The organism is Halocynthiibacter namhaensis (assembly GCF_000812685.1).
In the GTDB taxonomy this organism is placed as follows: domain Bacteria; phylum Pseudomonadota; class Alphaproteobacteria; order Rhodobacterales; family Rhodobacteraceae; genus Halocynthiibacter; species Halocynthiibacter namhaensis.
Genome location: NZ_JWIF01000072.1, coordinates 51,477 through 66,487 on the forward strand (window position 1 = coordinate 51,477; position 15,011 = coordinate 66,487).

Annotated in this window: 12 protein-coding genes and 1 pseudogene; 8 read left to right on the forward strand and 5 right to left on the reverse strand. The window is 53.0% G+C overall.

Annotation, left to right across the window (positions count from 1 at the left end):
* Nucleotides 1-133: 133 nt before the first annotated feature.
* The 5 genes and pseudogenes from RJ38_RS15800 to RJ38_RS15820 all read right to left on the reverse strand — a co-directional run bounded on the left by RJ38_RS15800 (nt 134) and on the right by RJ38_RS15820 (nt 6,074).
* On the reverse strand, nt 134-1,150 hold the full coding sequence (locus RJ38_RS15800) for an Ldh family oxidoreductase (RefSeq protein ID WP_039019843.1): 1,017 nt from the start codon (nt 1,148-1,150) through the stop codon (nt 134-136).
* 17 nt (nt 1,151-1,167) lie between these two features.
* Nucleotides 1,168-1,851, reverse strand: a complete 684-nt coding sequence (locus RJ38_RS15805) for a DUF3726 domain-containing protein (protein WP_039019844.1) — start codon at nt 1,849-1,851, stop codon at nt 1,168-1,170.
* A 3-nt stretch (nt 1,852-1,854) separates the two neighbouring features.
* A pseudogene (locus RJ38_RS15810) lies at nt 1,855-3,560 on the reverse strand (hypothetical protein).
* A 91-nt stretch (nt 3,561-3,651) separates the two neighbouring features.
* Complete coding sequence (locus tag RJ38_RS15815) at nt 3,652-4,623, reverse strand: membrane dipeptidase (protein ID WP_039019845.1); 972 nt, start codon at nt 4,621-4,623, stop codon at nt 3,652-3,654.
* The gene (locus tag RJ38_RS15820) at nt 4,623-6,074 is read right to left on the reverse strand and encodes an aldehyde dehydrogenase family protein (protein ID WP_039019875.1); all 1,452 of its coding nucleotides are present in this window, start codon (nt 6,072-6,074) and stop codon (nt 4,623-4,625) included. Before RJ38_RS15820 ends, RJ38_RS15815 begins: the two co-directional genes overlap by 1 nt.
* 107 nt (nt 6,075-6,181) lie before the next feature.
* On the opposite strand from RJ38_RS15820, the gene RJ38_RS15825 reads away from it, so the two are divergent.
* The 8 genes from RJ38_RS15825 to RJ38_RS15860 all read left to right on the forward strand — a co-directional run bounded on the left by RJ38_RS15825 (nt 6,182) and on the right by RJ38_RS15860 (nt 15,011).
* Nucleotides 6,182-7,093: a LysR family transcriptional regulator gene (locus RJ38_RS15825; RefSeq protein WP_039019846.1), complete on the forward strand. Its 912-nt coding sequence runs from the start codon at nt 6,182-6,184 to the stop codon at nt 7,091-7,093.
* A gap of 195 nt (nt 7,094-7,288) precedes the next feature.
* A complete protein-coding gene (locus tag RJ38_RS15830; RefSeq protein ID WP_162183585.1) occupies nt 7,289-7,978 on the forward strand; it encodes an IspD/TarI family cytidylyltransferase in 690 nt (229 codons plus the stop codon).
* Nucleotides 7,975-8,679: an SDR family NAD(P)-dependent oxidoreductase gene (locus RJ38_RS18650; RefSeq protein ID WP_082005792.1), complete on the forward strand. Its 705-nt coding sequence runs from the start codon at nt 7,975-7,977 to the stop codon at nt 8,677-8,679. The genes RJ38_RS15830 and RJ38_RS18650 overlap by 4 nt, the downstream gene beginning before the upstream one ends.
* 8 nt (nt 8,680-8,687) lie before the next feature.
* The gene (locus tag RJ38_RS15840; protein WP_039019847.1) at nt 8,688-9,875 is read left to right on the forward strand and encodes a hypothetical protein; all 1,188 of its coding nucleotides are present in this window, start codon (nt 8,688-8,690) and stop codon (nt 9,873-9,875) included.
* Nucleotides 9,872-11,599, forward strand: a complete 1,728-nt coding sequence (locus RJ38_RS15845) for a hypothetical protein (protein ID WP_156121901.1) — start codon at nt 9,872-9,874, stop codon at nt 11,597-11,599. The genes RJ38_RS15840 and RJ38_RS15845 overlap by 4 nt, the downstream gene beginning before the upstream one ends.
* A complete protein-coding gene (locus RJ38_RS15850; RefSeq protein ID WP_039019849.1) occupies nt 11,593-13,017 on the forward strand; it encodes a CDP-glycerol glycerophosphotransferase family protein in 1,425 nt (474 codons plus the stop codon). Before RJ38_RS15845 ends, RJ38_RS15850 begins: the two co-directional genes overlap by 7 nt.
* On the forward strand, nt 13,014-14,231 hold the full coding sequence (locus tag RJ38_RS15855; RefSeq protein ID WP_052245480.1) for a KpsE/RkpR family capsule polysaccharide export protein: 1,218 nt from the start codon (nt 13,014-13,016) through the stop codon (nt 14,229-14,231). The genes RJ38_RS15850 and RJ38_RS15855 overlap by 4 nt, the downstream gene beginning before the upstream one ends.
* A 6-nt stretch (nt 14,232-14,237) precedes the next feature.
* Nucleotides 14,238-15,011 carry an ABC transporter permease gene (locus tag RJ38_RS15860; protein WP_039019850.1) on the forward strand — a complete coding sequence of 258 codons (774 nt, stop codon included), beginning with the start codon at nt 14,238-14,240 and terminating at the stop codon, nt 15,009-15,011.

Sequence of the window (15,011 nt, forward strand, 5' to 3'; positions counted from 1 at the left end):
TTCTGCAATCAACTTATAGGATATGCGCGGTGACATTTTGACGTGCCAACAGAACATTCCTCATTTGCCTTACACATACCGCAAGGCAAATGAGATCATTAAACGCCGACTTGATGTCAACGCCGGTCAGGCATCATGCAGACGGCAGCAACGCACGGATCTTGGCAAGCGTCGCACTGTTAACATCCACGCCATTTTGCGCCGCAGCAACACGTTTGCCACCACGTCCATCACCTGGCACCCGCACACCATCTTGGCCGCGCACCGCATCCGTCAACGCGGCCAACTGGGTTGCAAATGCCCCGCCAGATGTCGCCGTTGGGTCGATCGCAATGAAGAACTGGCCAGTCTTAGGCGGGCCGCCTTTGGTGCCGGAAAATGGGCTTGCGTCTTTGCCCAAAGTTGCGCCCGACATGGCCGCAGCCATCATTTCAACCATCAATGCAACGCCCAAGCCCTTGTATCCACCCGATGGCACCATCGACCCTTTTAGGCCTTCATCAGGGTCTGTTGTTGGGTTTCCGTTTACGTCCAAAACCCAACCTTCCGGCACGGGTTTGCCTTCACGGGAATGTTTCATGACTTCACTTTTGGCAATGGTCGACGCGGATTGGTCGATCAGAACTTCGGCTTGGCCATTGGCACCCGGGGCCGCGATGGAAAACGGATTGGTTCCGACAACGGGCTTTGCGCCGCCGGTTGGGGCAATAGAGGCCGGCGCATTGGTGAAACCAATACCCATCAAACCCGCCTGCGCCAGACGCTGGGTGTGCACGCCAAGCACGCCGCAATTATAGGAATTGTTGATCGCAAGAACTGCAACGCCCTGTTCTTTTGCAGCCGGGATCAGGGCTTCAAATCCCATATCAATCGCCGAATGGGCGAAACCGGTGCCCGCATCCACAGTCACAACCGATGGTTTGGGCTGGGACAAGACTGGCGTCGCAGTCCCATCAACCTTGCCGCATTGCACATGTTCCGCATAAATCGGGATGTAAGCCAACCCGTGGGACGCAACCCCATCCGCTTCCGTCATCGCGGTTGCTTTTGCCAGTGGCGTCGCATTTTCAGGGGACGTACCAGCAGCCACCAATGCGTCAAACGCAAGGGTTTCGATTTCGGAAAGGCTTAGGGTTTCGGTATCGGACATGTCATCAAATCTTTCTGTTAATCGTTGTCATTTAGGCCAGCACCCGCACCTAAAATGCGTGAGGCCTCTGTCGCGGGGGCATAGGTACGATGGGCAAAAGCACCCAAGCGTTCCCAACAGGTGTCATCCACATGCGCGCGCGTAATGGGCGTATTGGGTGACGTCATTTGCGCGGGTGCTGAACACCGCACTTCGCGTGCATGTGCGGTCATAATTTCGTCGCGCGATCCCTGCACACACAGTTGTTTCCCGTCAGTTGTAAGGCGCACCCCGCCCCCGCTCTGTCCGGCCCCACTCTGTCCGACCCCGCCCCATTCAACCGCAACACCAACGCCAAGGCGCAGTGCCGCACCCGAGGCAAAAGGCACAATCAAAAGCGGGTGGGACACCTGTTCAATCGTAATCACCTGCCCGTCCAACATGCGCATCGCGCAATCAGACATAGCAGCACCTGAGATCAGCGGGCTCATACGACCAGCGGGTGCACGCCAAGTTCCGTTCAGACTTGAGGGAGAGAAATCAATCGCGGGCAAGCGGTCGTTTAATTCCAGCAGATCCGCCAACAGATCCGGGCCAGGGTACCCAAACCCCGCCAACCAACGGGTGCCTTTGGCCGCCTCTTCCGCCAAGCCCCAAGCAAGGCCCGCGCCGCGTGCGGCACGTTTGCTCATCGCTTCGATTTCATTCAGGGAATGGCTCATGGATTAACCCTCTTCCTTTGCGGGATAAACCCAGTCATCGGCGCTGCGGCTCTGCAATTCTTCCGGGTAAGGCGCATTGCCATACATGCAAATACGCACCCAGCGATCTGATCGCGGATCAAAATGAACCGCCCCAAAAAACGCCAGTTTACAGCGCAACATGTCAATCGGGAGAACATCTTTTGAGATCGTATTGTCGCGAATTTCCGCATAGGGCGCGCGGCCCACAATCTGCGCCCGGCGCAAGATATGGCGGTGTTCAGGGTGACGCAGCAGGAATTCAGCAACAGGTGTGTCTGACGGCCAATGGTCCAAAGCTTGGTGCAAAACCGCCGCATCACGTCCAGGGGCCAGCGGCTGTTCGTAATCCGCAATCGGTTCTTCAAAACGCTCGCCCAAACGGGGTTCCAATTTTTCCTCAGACACATACCAAGCCCGCGCATTGCTTGCGGGAAGCTTCCAATCCGTCTTCAAGGCCCACCCATATGCGTCCTGCAAAATCTCACGCACCCGGCCCACAGTCATTGCACCTGCAATGCGAAACGTCGGGTGTTATCTGCGGCCATATGGTCGGCCAGATCATCAACCAGCGCGCCATATGGTTCCAGAATAAGAGAGGCCAAACATTCCTGCGCATCCAACCCTAGATGGCTTTCAGCCCATATATAGAGTCTATTCCAAGGCTTATCTGACGCAAGATCAGCAGTTTCAATATGCGCAGATAGCTTATTCAAGTCGTCATGCAGGACGGACAGCTTTTCGATCTGAATCGGATGTTCCGAATGCCAGTTGGCTGCAGATAGAAGGCTGCGCGCAAACAGATCTTGGAACGTTGCAATCGCTTCGGGGCTGGCCGTTTCGACACTGCGCACCCGGGCAATCGCCGTTTCGCGGGCCGCGATCCAATTGTTAAACAGGACAGGATGGTTCAACAGAAAAGGCGCCATTCCCAGGCCTGTGGAATTTCCAATACCTAGGGATCGCGCGATCTCGGGATCAAGTGTCGCCGTGGTGGAGCCCGCAGCCAAAGCGCGTTCATTCGCCATATGTTGCACCAGATCGCGGACAAAGGTGCGAGTCAGGAAGACAGACAGCATCTCGACCTGGAAAGGTGTTGCGAACTCGGGCCGATCCGCGATCATTTCGCGATCTGCCGCCCCAAGTTTGCCAGACCCATACACAGCCGTTGTGCGCATCAGGTAACCCACGGCATCAATGGTTTTTTGATCGGGTTGGGTGGCAGCGGCCAATGCCGAAACCACATGTTCCCACAGGCGCACGGATCGATTGGCACGTGATACTGAGAGTTCCGAGCCGCTGACGCGGCCTGCTTCTTGCAGGGGAATGTTTTGTGACAGACGGGTGATATCGGCATCGGTTGGCACGCCATCAAACAGGGTGAATGTGCAATCCCAAGCCTCAGCAATCACGCGATCAGACCGTTTCTCGGCAGGCAAATCATGGGCGAATGCCACAAGCGAATAGCTGCGATCAGGACCATGGGCCGTATAGACCGCATGCCCCACGCCATTGGCGTCAATTTCAAAAGCGGGGCGGTCAAATGTCCAAGCTTCGCGGGACATCCGGCGCGTCAAAATGCGCATGAAAGACAAGCGGGATTGATGCAGTGATCCAAGGCGTGCAAGGCGCATGACCTTCGCGGGGTCGCGCAAAGGGATCGATGGGGTTTGCGTATCTGCGGCGTTCATCTTGCCCTCCTATGGGATGAGTGGCAGGGCGCAACTCCGCCCAACCATTGGTGTTTTGTGGCCACGTGGGCCGGAAACTTTGCCCGTCGACTTAGGCAGGCACGAAGTTTCTTTCGTAGAAATCATACCAATTACGCCCCATGATCCCTGCAACTTCAGTCTCTGAAAGACCCGTCGCCCGCAGGCCATCTTCGAGGTTGCCAAAGTCACGGTTGTCTTTGAACCAAGTCGGCATTTCCGGGAAACCAGGTGCACTGGCTGAGCCTTCGCCGTAGTCGATTTCCTTGCTCCAACGGCCCACACGCATCCATTCAACGATGCTGTCCGGTTGATCCTGGCACAGATCAGTGCCAATCCCCAGATGTTCTGCGCCGAATTTTTCCGCCGTGTGCGCGATCATCGTACAGAAGCCTTCCAGCGTGCAATCACCCTTGTCTTTCAGATGATGCGGATAAACGGAAAACCCAAGCATGCCGCCGTTTTGCGTGACAGCACGGATGACATCATCCTTTTTGTTGCGCAGGGCAGGTTCCCAAGAATGCGGGTTTGCGTGCGTGATCGCGATGGGGCGTTCCGACATGTCAGCCGCTTCAATCGTGGAACGATCACCAGAATGGCTCATGTCAACGACTAGGCCCACGCGGTTCATCTCTTTGATGACCTGTTTGCCCATGCGCGTGATGCCCATGTCTTCCGCTTCATAACAGCCGGTCGCAAGCAGCGATTGGTTGTTATACGTCAGCTGCATAAAGCGCGCACCAAGGGTGTGAACGATCTCAACCAGACCAATGTCATCTTCAATCGGGCTTGGGTTTTGGAAGCCAAAGAACACAGCAGTGCGGCCTGTTTCGCGGGCCACATCAATATCGCTGGCCCACTGCCCCTTCATGATCAGGTCAGGGTATTGTTCGAACCAACGGTTCCATTTCTCGAAATTCAGAACCGTTTCACGAAAGTTCTCGTGATAGGCGATGGTGACGTGGATCGCGTCCACGCCCCCTTCGCGCAACTGACGGAAAATCTTTTCCGACCAGTTGGCATATTGCAGGTTATCAATCCGCATCAAAAGGGCGATCCGCTTGAGATATAAGCAGTTTTCACGGTGGTGTAGAATTCTGCCGCCGCTTTACCCTGTTCACGTGGACCGTAAGAACTGTCACCACGACCACCAAATGGCACGTGGTAATCGGTGCCCGCTGTTGGCAGGTTCACCATCACACAACCGGTTTTCGCATTGCGACGGAAGTGGTTCGCACGAGCCAGAGATTGCGTCACGATGCCAGATGTCAGGCCAAAGTTTGTGTCGTTCACAACGTTCAAAGCCTCTTCATAACCGTCCACTTTGATCACAGCCGCCAGCGGCGCGAACATTTCTTCACGGTTGATGCGCATGTCGTTGGTTGAGCCAACGAAAACGCCCGGGTTCATGTAGTAACCATTGGTTGGCATCTCAAGACGCTGACCACCACACAACAATTCCGCACCTTCAGATTTGCCCAGATCAACATAGGCAAGGTTCTCGTTCAGCTGTTGTTCAGACACAACCGGGCCGATTTGCGTGCCAGCTTCCAGCGCATGGCCCACTTTCATAGCTTGCGCGCCGGCAACCAATTTCGCAACAAATTCATCATGCACAGCAGAATGAACAACCAGACGTGAAGAGGCGGTACATTTCTGACCAGTGCTGCCAAACGCGCCACCAAGTGCCAAAGTCACAGCCAGATCAACATCTGCGTCATCCATAACGGCCAATGCGTTTTTGGAACCCATTTCCATTTGCACTTTGGTAAAGTTCTGGATCGCAGCGGACGCAATCCCACGGCCCACAGGCACGGAACCCGTGAAGGAAATCGCGTTTACCTTGGGGCTTTCGACCAGACGTTGACCGATTTCACGACCAGCGCCCATCACAAGGCTGAACAGACCTTTCGGAATGTCTTGGCGTTCAATGATTTCTGTCAATGCAACCGCAGAAGCAGGCGTCACGTTTGCGGGTTTCCAAATCACAGCGTTGCCATAGCAAAGCGCAGGCGCGATTTTCCAGGACGCGGTCGCCGTTGGGAAGTTCCAAGGGCTGATGATCGCAACTGTGCCAACAGCTTCGCGGCGCACGTCGATTTCAATGTCAGGGCGCACGGAATCGGCATTTTCACCAATTTGACGCAAAGTTTCGGCGGCGTAGTAAGTAAAGAACTGACCCGCGCGGTACACTTCGCCTTTGCCCTCTGCGAAAGGTTTGCCTTCTTCGCGCGCCAGCAATGTGCCCAGCTCTTCGGCACGTGACATCATCTCGGTGCCAATCGCCATCAACACATTATACTTGCGCTCAATGCCGTAAGCTTCCCATTCCGCTTGCGCGATTTTCGCTTGGTCCAGGGTCGCTTCCAGCTGATCTGATGACGCCTGCGCAAACATACCGATCAGATCAGACAGATCAGATGGGTTGCGGTTTTCGATTTCGCTGCTGCCTGCTGTCCAGGTGCCTGCGATAAGGTTTAATTTGGTGTCGGTCATCAAAGATCTCCGCTGTGTTCTGCGCGCAATTGCCCAACCCTTATGGACATCATCTGCTATTTCAGTCAAATTCAAATAAATGAACTTAATTTCAGAAAAATTGAACAATGGCCCTCAAAATTGAAATGCTCCGCTGCTTTGCAGCGGTGGCCCGCAGCGGGAAGCTCTCTGACGCGGCGCAACAACTCAGACGCACGCCGTCCGCTGTATCCATGATGTTGAAGCAACTAGAAGACCACCTCGGCGAGTCCTTGTTCATGACAGACCGGAAAAACAGACTGTCGGCCTTGGGCACATTTGTATTGGAACAGGCCGAACGCGAACTTTACCACTTCGACGGCGCCGTGCGTGCAATCGAAAGCTTCGCCAACGCCCGCCATGGCCATGTGCGCATCGCCGCCGTGCCGTCCGTTGCATCCGCCATTATGCCGCGCGCCATCTCTCGCTTCATCAAGGATTTCCCTGAGGTTCAAATCGAACTGCGTGACATGGATTCTACTACAATTTTACACGAATTATCCCGCGGTCGCATCGATATTGGCATCGCCTCTGCCGGGCTAAGCAGCGGCAGTTTGCACCGCCAAGACCTGCTGTCGGATCCATTTGGCTTGGTCTGCCCCAAGCATCATCCACTGGCCGATCCCGGCCGTGTTTTGACGTGGTCCGAGCTAAGCCCCCACCGTTTCATTGCCAATGATTTGGCCCGCCTCATCATCGTTCCGGCCTTCCAAGATATCCACGCAAAAGCGCTTCTGTCCGTGCATAACATCACATCTCTGCTTGCCATGGTGCGCGCCGATTTGGGCGTAACAATTTTGCCGAAAATGACAGTAAAAATGGCTGAAAGCAGGGAATTGGCCTTCGTTCCCCTGCCCAAATCATCCGCAGGAATTGTTCCAGATCGTCAAATTCATATGTTGCGCGCTGCGGATACGCCCACGTCACCTGCGGCGCGTGAATTTGAAAATCAGATCCTTGAAACCGTTGCTGAACTGCAGTCACAAGCCGCCCCAAAATAGAACGTAAATTTCCGCACCTTCCCCCTCAAATCCCTCAGATCAAACCGCTGCTGTTTGATCTCAAAGTCATTTCCGAACGCCCATCCGTTTTGTTCGAATTCACGCGCAGATCACTCAAGAAAAATTTGCCTGTCTTCAACGATTTGTAAACGCACCGTGCGTATACCTTTGGTGTACAGATTGGGGATCACACTGGTGGCAATATCAGCATCATTACTATTGTTGAACGGCGGAATCGGCAAACGTTCGCGACACAAAGAACCTAAGCAGTTCTTTGAAATGATGGGGCATCCTGTTTTGGCCTATTCGATCATCGCCGCAACGTCATTGCCAGAAATTGACGAAATAATCGTCAACTTTCCAGCAGGTTACGCAGATAAAACAATTGACGTCCTGAAAAAATACGCGGGCGACAAGACATTTAAATTGATTGAATGCGGACCAGACCGTCAGAACAGTTCATATCTTTTGGCACAGCAGGCCAAGAACGAACAAGTCCTTCTACATGAAGCGGCCCGCCCCACGGTAACCAGCACCATGTATCAGAATTTACTCCGACACGCGTCGGAAAATGTGGGCTATTTCGCCCCCATCCCATTCTCTGTATGCGGCATGGATCCGAACACTCGGACCATCTCCGAAAACATCCGCAGGGACCGCGTTTTTGACATTCAACTGCCCCAAAAATTCAATCGATCAACCTTAATCAACGCTCATCAAGCAGCAATAAAAAGCAATAAAAAATTCACGGAAGACGCCGTCTTGATTTTCAAGATGTCAGGCACGAAAGTTCACATGTTGGATGGATATTCCAACAACATTAAGGTCACCAGCCCAGAAGATTTTCATATTGTGGAACGGGTAATGAGAGGTAAAGAAATATGAAAAAGACAGCTTTAATAACCGGAGCGTCCCGCGGAATCGGTCGGGCAGCGGCCATGGCCTTGGCGTGCCAAGATACGGCGTTTGATCGCATCGTACTCGTTGCGCGCGATTCCAAGCATTTCGAACAAACCTTAGCCGAAGTGCGAGGCGTCTCAAACAGCTGCGAGATCATTGAAATTTTCGCCGACTTTGACGACCCGAACGTCGCCACAGAAATTTTCGATCAACTAGACGCCCAGGGGATTGGCCTAGACACGATCATCAACAACGCTGGCTTTACCAAACCCGCCACAATCGTAAATACTGACCTAGCAGATTTCGAAAAAACCATGCGTGTGAACCTCTATTCTCCGTTCAAGATGGTTCAAGTTGCCCTACAGCGCGACCACCCATTGAAAAGCATCATCAATATCGCATCGACCGCCGGCATCAGCGGGCGTGCGGGCTGGCTAAGTTACTCCACTTCAAAGGCTGCGGTCATCAATATGTCCGAAGTTCTGCGTGATGAACTCACCCCGTTTGGGATTAAAGTCATCTGCCTATCGCCTGGGCGCTGCGCAACTGACCTGCGTCGCACACTGGCTCCGGATGAGGATCCAAACACCATCATGCAACCCAGCCAAGTCGCCGATGTCATAAAAGTCATGACCTCGCCCGTGGGGGACCTACTGCAAACTCAGAACCTCGTCGTGCGGACTTAACCACTGAAATGTCGCGTAAAAACTTCAGACAAGGTCTCTACATCGACACACCAGTACTGACGTCTGTTTCTCAGATCGAACCCTACTACGACTATGGCATCTTTGATGAAAAAACCACGCCGATCTTACTGCGTCGACGTGCCATAATTGACCTGCAACGCACCGTTACGTCTTGGCCCAAAAACATCCCCCTCAAGATGGTGCGGGGGGGACGGCGCCTCCCCGTTCAGGATGGTGGCATCATATTCTACCCTTATAATTCCCAGACGAACATCAACATGGTTGCCCAACGCCAGTTTCATCACGTGCTTACCCTGCACGGGGAAAGCAACAAAGCCGCGTCACAGCGCCCTGCCGCACGCCTATACGATTACATTTGTGTGGCCGGACCGCTCGCAATAGATCGATATATCACGGCCGGCATTTTCACTCGCAGCGACGTAGAGAATGGGCGGCTCATCATGATGGGTGATAGTTTTGTGCAGCACCTGCCTTGGATTTGTACAGCGCAAAATCAACAAAACGGCGCCTTGCTCTATAGCCCCACTTGGGAAGGCTATGGCCATTCATCCAACAATTACACGTCAGTGTCCGGGCAATATGGGTTCAAAATCGCGGCCCAAATTGCACATGCTCTCAACATCGATCAAATCGTCATTAAACCTCACCCGTATTTGGGCCTGCTCAAACCCCGCCTGCTTGCTGATTTTGTCTCCGGCGTCCGCCATCTAAGGACACAAGGATTCCACCTAAGCCTTGCATTAAAAGGGGGATCTTCACCCCTCCTCGCCGCCTTGCGCATTGCCCTGCCCAAGATTCATCGACACGAAATGGACCCCGATCATCCGTTAACCGTTCGCTTTGGCCTGTCAGACGTTTCCGGGATGGAGGCCATCTATCTAAGCGCAGGCATCCCCTCATTCACAATCGCCCGCCCTTCGCAGGACGCCTCGCCCACCCTCAAAGACATCCAACACGTCAAATACCTCGCGCCCGAGCATGATCTCGACAGGCAGCTGCACCGATACCTGCAACATCAAGACACCTTAGATGCGGCACACCGCAATGCAGTGTTTGGCTTCCAGGATCCAAACCTAAAAACAATGACAGCCCCCGAACGCATGTCTTGGCTTCAATCCTACATCCAGCGCGATCCACATTGGAGACGCCCCGCAATGTCGAGACATTGCGCATGAAGTATTTCGCAGCTCTCACACTGTTAACCCTGCTCTGCATCCTCTCACTGGACACAGTATGGAACCGAATTTCGGGCCTCCAAACTGACTCAAGTGGGCTGCGCCATTGGGTCTACACCGCCTCTGCCTTCACTTTGATATCAGCCACACATCTCGTCGCCATGTTGACGGTGCGTGCCCAACAAAAACTCATCGGTACGCCACCAATATTTGGCAACTACGCCGAATGGTTTGTGCCCCCAATCATCTGGCTTACGTGGGGCCTCATATCCATCCGAATGGATGCGGCAACGGCGGGGTTTGCATTCGGCGGGATGGTCGCCCTTTGCCTTGCCGTGCCCTATACCTTGGTCCGGGCGATGCCCAAGATCGGGCAGGCCGCAACAACCCTCGCCGCCCCAAATCCGTCACCAAAATATCCGCAGACACAGAAACAGACCACCCGTTACGTCTATTTACTGCGCATAGCCGCTGCCGCCTGGTCATATATCTGCGCATGCGCTGTTGTTTTCACACTCTTTTTCCCGAACACGCCCTACGGCTTATGGGCCATCCTGCCCTTGATTTGTGTTCTTATCTGTACGATTTTCATTTTCTCCCTTGGCGTGCAACAATTGCTGCGCCAAGCACGCGATGATCGCCGTACCGCATGCATAGAAATAACCAAAGATGAATTGCGAATATCCCCCGCAAGCGTTGCTCTCCACTGTTCTGGCGCACCTACGGCAAAGCACATCAGAATTCGGAAACTGCACACCGCTTTAACACGTGAGAATTACATCACTGCCGTCATCGCCCGGGATAAAAACGCTTTTCAAAAAGCCAAATCTCTGCGGTCAGGACACATATGGTATGCACCGCAAACCGACGCCTTGAACATCCTCGCACGGCCCAGCATCGAAGCGGTTTTTTACACCCATGACGCGCTTAAGAACGGCGCTTTTGTGCGATTTGCAAATTACGTCCATATCTTAGATGCCACCACCGGAAGCCTCGCCCAATTGAAGGATATTCCACAATCACTGCGCATGTATGACTGTGTAATCGCCCCCAACACTATGATTGCATACAGATGGCAAAAACAGCTTTCGGACCACGAACGCGGGCTTGTCGTATTACACGATGAGGCCCCGGAACTGCTGCACGCATCAAGCACGCAGACCGATACGCCTGTCGTTGGCGTACACCTTGAACCGGATTCTTGCACCGGCACAATGGATGCCGTGTTTCTTCGAAACCTTGAGGTATTACTCGAAACGTATCATCAGATGCCCCCCTCGCCTGCCTGCGATACCGCATCGTTTCTCAGCCCCCCCCTAGTCAAAAATTGGGGGAAACTTCTGGTCACATTACCCGCCGCCGCACTCTCTCTGCCCATAGCCGCTTGGTTCAACAAAATGGTTGAACACGCCACACATAACCCTTCGCCATTTATCGAGCTGTCCGTTGCCAAACCTGAACACACTTGGAACATCGCAGACATCATCATCGCGACACCAAACGATGACACCACAACACTTATGACAACTGGGAAACCACTATTGTGGCTGGGAAATTCTCCGCCTCCAACAGGGACGGTTTGTTTCAACCCAACTCATGAGGCACCCGTTGAATCCGCCGCTGTCAATCCGCATGCAATCCCGCATTTTCCCAACTACCAAGCGCTGATTGCACATGCAAAACATCTAAAGTCATCGCGCCTAGTGGGAGGGGGGGCATGTTAATTGCAACGGCTTGCTTGATACTTTTAATCGCATTGGAAGCGGGCGCACGAAGTTTCGAAGCTTACACAATGCGCTCAAGCGCAATTTCAACAGTGCGCTCAAGCGATCACCACCACTTAAACGGATATATCTGTCGCGTTGTGGCATTTTGCAGCGCCGTGATTTCAATTGTCTTAACCAACCTGACGGGAGCACCTGCCTGGATCCCCGGCCTCATCGCCGCCACTTTCGCCATCGTTCGATGCATGCTCATGTTGTTGGATAAGCGTAGGGCGCAAGACAGTCGAAAAATTCGCCTTCAACACGTCTTAAACACACCAGCATTTCAACTGGCTCCCATTGCCTTTTTCTTTTCCGCACCCGACCTCAAAACACCCGACCACATCACCATATGGGCAGACGAAATGGATCTCATCGGTGTGCCGTGGATTGCGGTGGTTTCTGAACAACACCATTTGAACGCGCTGCGCAAGATCACCAAAATTCGCGCGGCTTTACTAAGCGATGTAACCGACGCGCCAATCTTAAAATCACCAAATCGCAAGCTGATATTCTACGCAAACAATGGTCAAAAAAATCGTCGGATCATCAATTCCCTACCCCAGTTGTTACACATTCAACTTCTGCATGGCGACAGTGACAAACCCCCGTCCTATTCCCCAATGACGAAAAACTACGACTTTGTGTTCGTTGCCGGGCAAATGGCGATCGACCGCTATGCACGCAATCACTGCTATATCCCAAATGAACGTTTCCGCGTTGTCGGGCGGCCACAAATTCGTGCCATCAAACATGCGCAAGGCACCCCTCGCAAAGATACAAAAAATATCGTGTATATGCCAACTTGGCGCGGCTTCACACCGGACGCACAGTTCTCGTCGTTAGACCGTTCAGCAGAAGTTATTAAACATGTTTTGGCAGCCGACGATCCCATAGAACTGCACTTCAAACCCCACCCCATGTCCTACAAAGACCCGAATTGGCCAGAATTTCAACGCCGCATCCTAGCCGCGCTGTCAAATCCGGGAAACACAAAATCAACCGGCCGCATGTCGTTAGATGCAGCACCTTTCGATCTATTCAATATCGCTGATGCTTTAATCACCGACATCTCTTCGGTCATGATTGATTTCCTTTATTCAAACAAACCTTTCCTTGTCGTGTTGCCAAAATCTTTCACGTCAGAACAACGCCTTAACACACCGTCACTTGAAGCCAGCTACGAAGTTGACGCCCAACTGAAATCACTGAACTCCAAACTGTTCAGTGCCTTGTACGATGATGCACATGCCAATGCGCGGTCACAATTTCGGTCTCAGGCCTTCGGCGATCTTCACATGACCCCTGGCACATTGTTTCAAAAAACCTGCCGCGACCTACTGAAACTTGAACCGCAATCTGACGAGGTGATCCAATGACCGCCGTTGCAAAAAGACCTGCCAAAACGCCACCGAAATCGCCCCTCGAAGCCGCCACACCGTCAGGCGTGCAATTGCAACCCAAACGCATCGGTGAAATCAAACGTCGCCGAAGTCGCTTGTTTCTGTCCTTCATCTTGGTCTGCTTTTTACCGTCTGTTTTGGGGGCGATTTATTATGGCCGTTTCGCATCCGACCGATATGTTTCAGGTGCCAGCTTTGTCGTGCGCGGGTTTGATTCAGGGTCTGGCGGAACCAGCGATCTTGTCAGCTCAGTAACAGGGCTCACATCCAGCGGTTCTACGACCTCAGACAGCTATATCATTCGTCGCTATTTGCTAAGTCCTGACCTATTGGTTGCCCTTGATCAAGATCTCGACCTACAGGCCCATTTTGGCGCCGAACACATCGACCCAATTTCGCGTTACCACACCGGTCAACCCTTTGAAGAATTTACAAAATATTGGGAACGGCGGATCAAAACAACCTATGACAGCACCACAGGCATCGTCACATTCAAAGTCGACGCATTCGACCCCCAAACCTCCTTTAAACTCGCCAACGCTGTTTTAGCTGCCGCGGATCTGCTGGTAAATAACCTCTCGACCAATGCGCGCCAAGATTCCATTCGTTTCGCCTCAGCTGAGACCGAACGCGCCGAAGGCCGCTTTCTGGAAGCACAGCTCGCTCTACGTCAATTCCGCGCGACAACCGGCACCGTGGATCCGGCCATAAACGCCCAGCTTGATGCACAGCTGATTGCCACGCTGGAAGGCGAATGGGTTGATCTTCAGGCCCAGATTTCGTCGCTCAAAACCCGTGTTGCGCCTGGTGCGCGAACCTTAACGCAACTTGAACGTCGCGCCACTGCGTTGCAGGCCCAAATCAACGAACGGCGCAATGCAGTGGGCACCGGAAGTTCATCCAACACAAACGCAACAAACGCGGATGCCCTATCCCGGTTCGAGGCCCTGAAAATCGAACAAACATTCGCACAACAACGCTACGCTTCCGCATTAACCTCGCTTGAACAAGCTCGAATTGACGCTGATCGCCAACAACGCTATCTCGCCGTATTCTCAAACCCAATGTTTCCCCAAGACGCGATTCATCCAATCCGCCTGCGCAATAGCGCCTTGATCGCATTCGCATTTTTCGTTTTTTGGTCCATTTCGACACTGATTGTATACGCAGTCCGTGACCACATCAGGTAGGTCGAAATGGGCATCGCGAAACTCACCTGGCTGCAAATCCGCGTCATCGTCTCATTAACCTTACGAGAGACCCGGATGACATTTGGCACCTCACATTCCGGGTATTTATGGGCAATTGTTCAACCCTTGGTATCGATCACCTTTCTGGTGTTCATCTTCTACCTCATTGGCCGCCAAGCACCCTATGGCACCTCATTGGCGCTCTTCTTTTCAACGGCGGTTTTGACATTGGAAATGCACAACAAGATGTCCGTGTCTCTAATGCGTGCGTTCACATCCAATAAGGCGCTGCTCACCTATCCAATGATCCGTGAAACCGACACGTTATTTGCGCGCACAGTGCTGATTGGGTCGACCTTTGTAATCATCAACATCATTCTTTACGGCGGGTTAATCGGCTTCGGCCTCGCTGATCTGCCCAGCAATCCCGAACATATCATCCTGGCCTTCCTATCCGCCTTATTGTTCAGCTTCGGATTGGGCACCATCAACGCCATCCTGTATCAACGCAATCAATCATGGCAACACGTTGAGAAAGTCCTCGCGCGGCCATTGTTCTTCATGTCCGGTGTCTTTTACATCCCGTCCCACATGCCGCCCGAAGCCGTGATGGTCTTAAAATGGAACCCCGTTCTGCATCTGGTGGAATGGGTGCGCGAAGGGTACTACGCAAATTACACAAGCCAAATTCTAGACATACCCTATGTCCTAAGCGTCGGTGCATGCCTGTCCATGATTGGCCTATTTTTTGAACGCATCACACGCAAATCAAGGGTTTAG

Bases quoted from the DNA above. Each gene is read 5' to 3' on its own strand.
- RJ38_RS15800 (WP_039019843.1), bottom strand. From the start codon at position 1,150: ATGTCCGATACCGAAACCCTAAGCCTTTCCGAAATCGAAACCCTTGCG.
- RJ38_RS15805 (WP_039019844.1), bottom strand. From the start codon at position 1,851: ATGAGCCATTCCCTGAATGAAATCGAAGCGATGAGCAAACGTGCCGCA.
- RJ38_RS15815 (WP_039019845.1), bottom strand. From the start codon at position 4,623: ATGCGGATTGATAACCTGCAATATGCCAACTGGTCGGAAAAGATTTTC.
- RJ38_RS15820 (WP_039019875.1), bottom strand. From the start codon at position 6,074: ATGACCGACACCAAATTAAACCTTATCGCAGGCACCTGGACAGCAGGC.
- RJ38_RS15825 (WP_039019846.1), top strand. From the start codon at position 6,182: ATGGCCCTCAAAATTGAAATGCTCCGCTGCTTTGCAGCGGTGGCCCGC.
- RJ38_RS18650 (WP_082005792.1), top strand. From the start codon at position 7,975: ATGAAAAAGACAGCTTTAATAACCGGAGCGTCCCGCGGAATCGGTCGG.
- RJ38_RS15840 (WP_039019847.1), top strand. From the start codon at position 8,688: ATGTCGCGTAAAAACTTCAGACAAGGTCTCTACATCGACACACCAGTA.
- RJ38_RS15845 (WP_156121901.1), top strand. From the start codon at position 9,872: ATGAAGTATTTCGCAGCTCTCACACTGTTAACCCTGCTCTGCATCCTC.
- RJ38_RS15850 (WP_039019849.1), top strand. From the start codon at position 11,593: ATGTTAATTGCAACGGCTTGCTTGATACTTTTAATCGCATTGGAAGCG.
- RJ38_RS15855 (WP_052245480.1), top strand. From the start codon at position 13,014: ATGACCGCCGTTGCAAAAAGACCTGCCAAAACGCCACCGAAATCGCCC.
- RJ38_RS15860 (WP_039019850.1), top strand. From the start codon at position 14,238: ATGGGCATCGCGAAACTCACCTGGCTGCAAATCCGCGTCATCGTCTCA.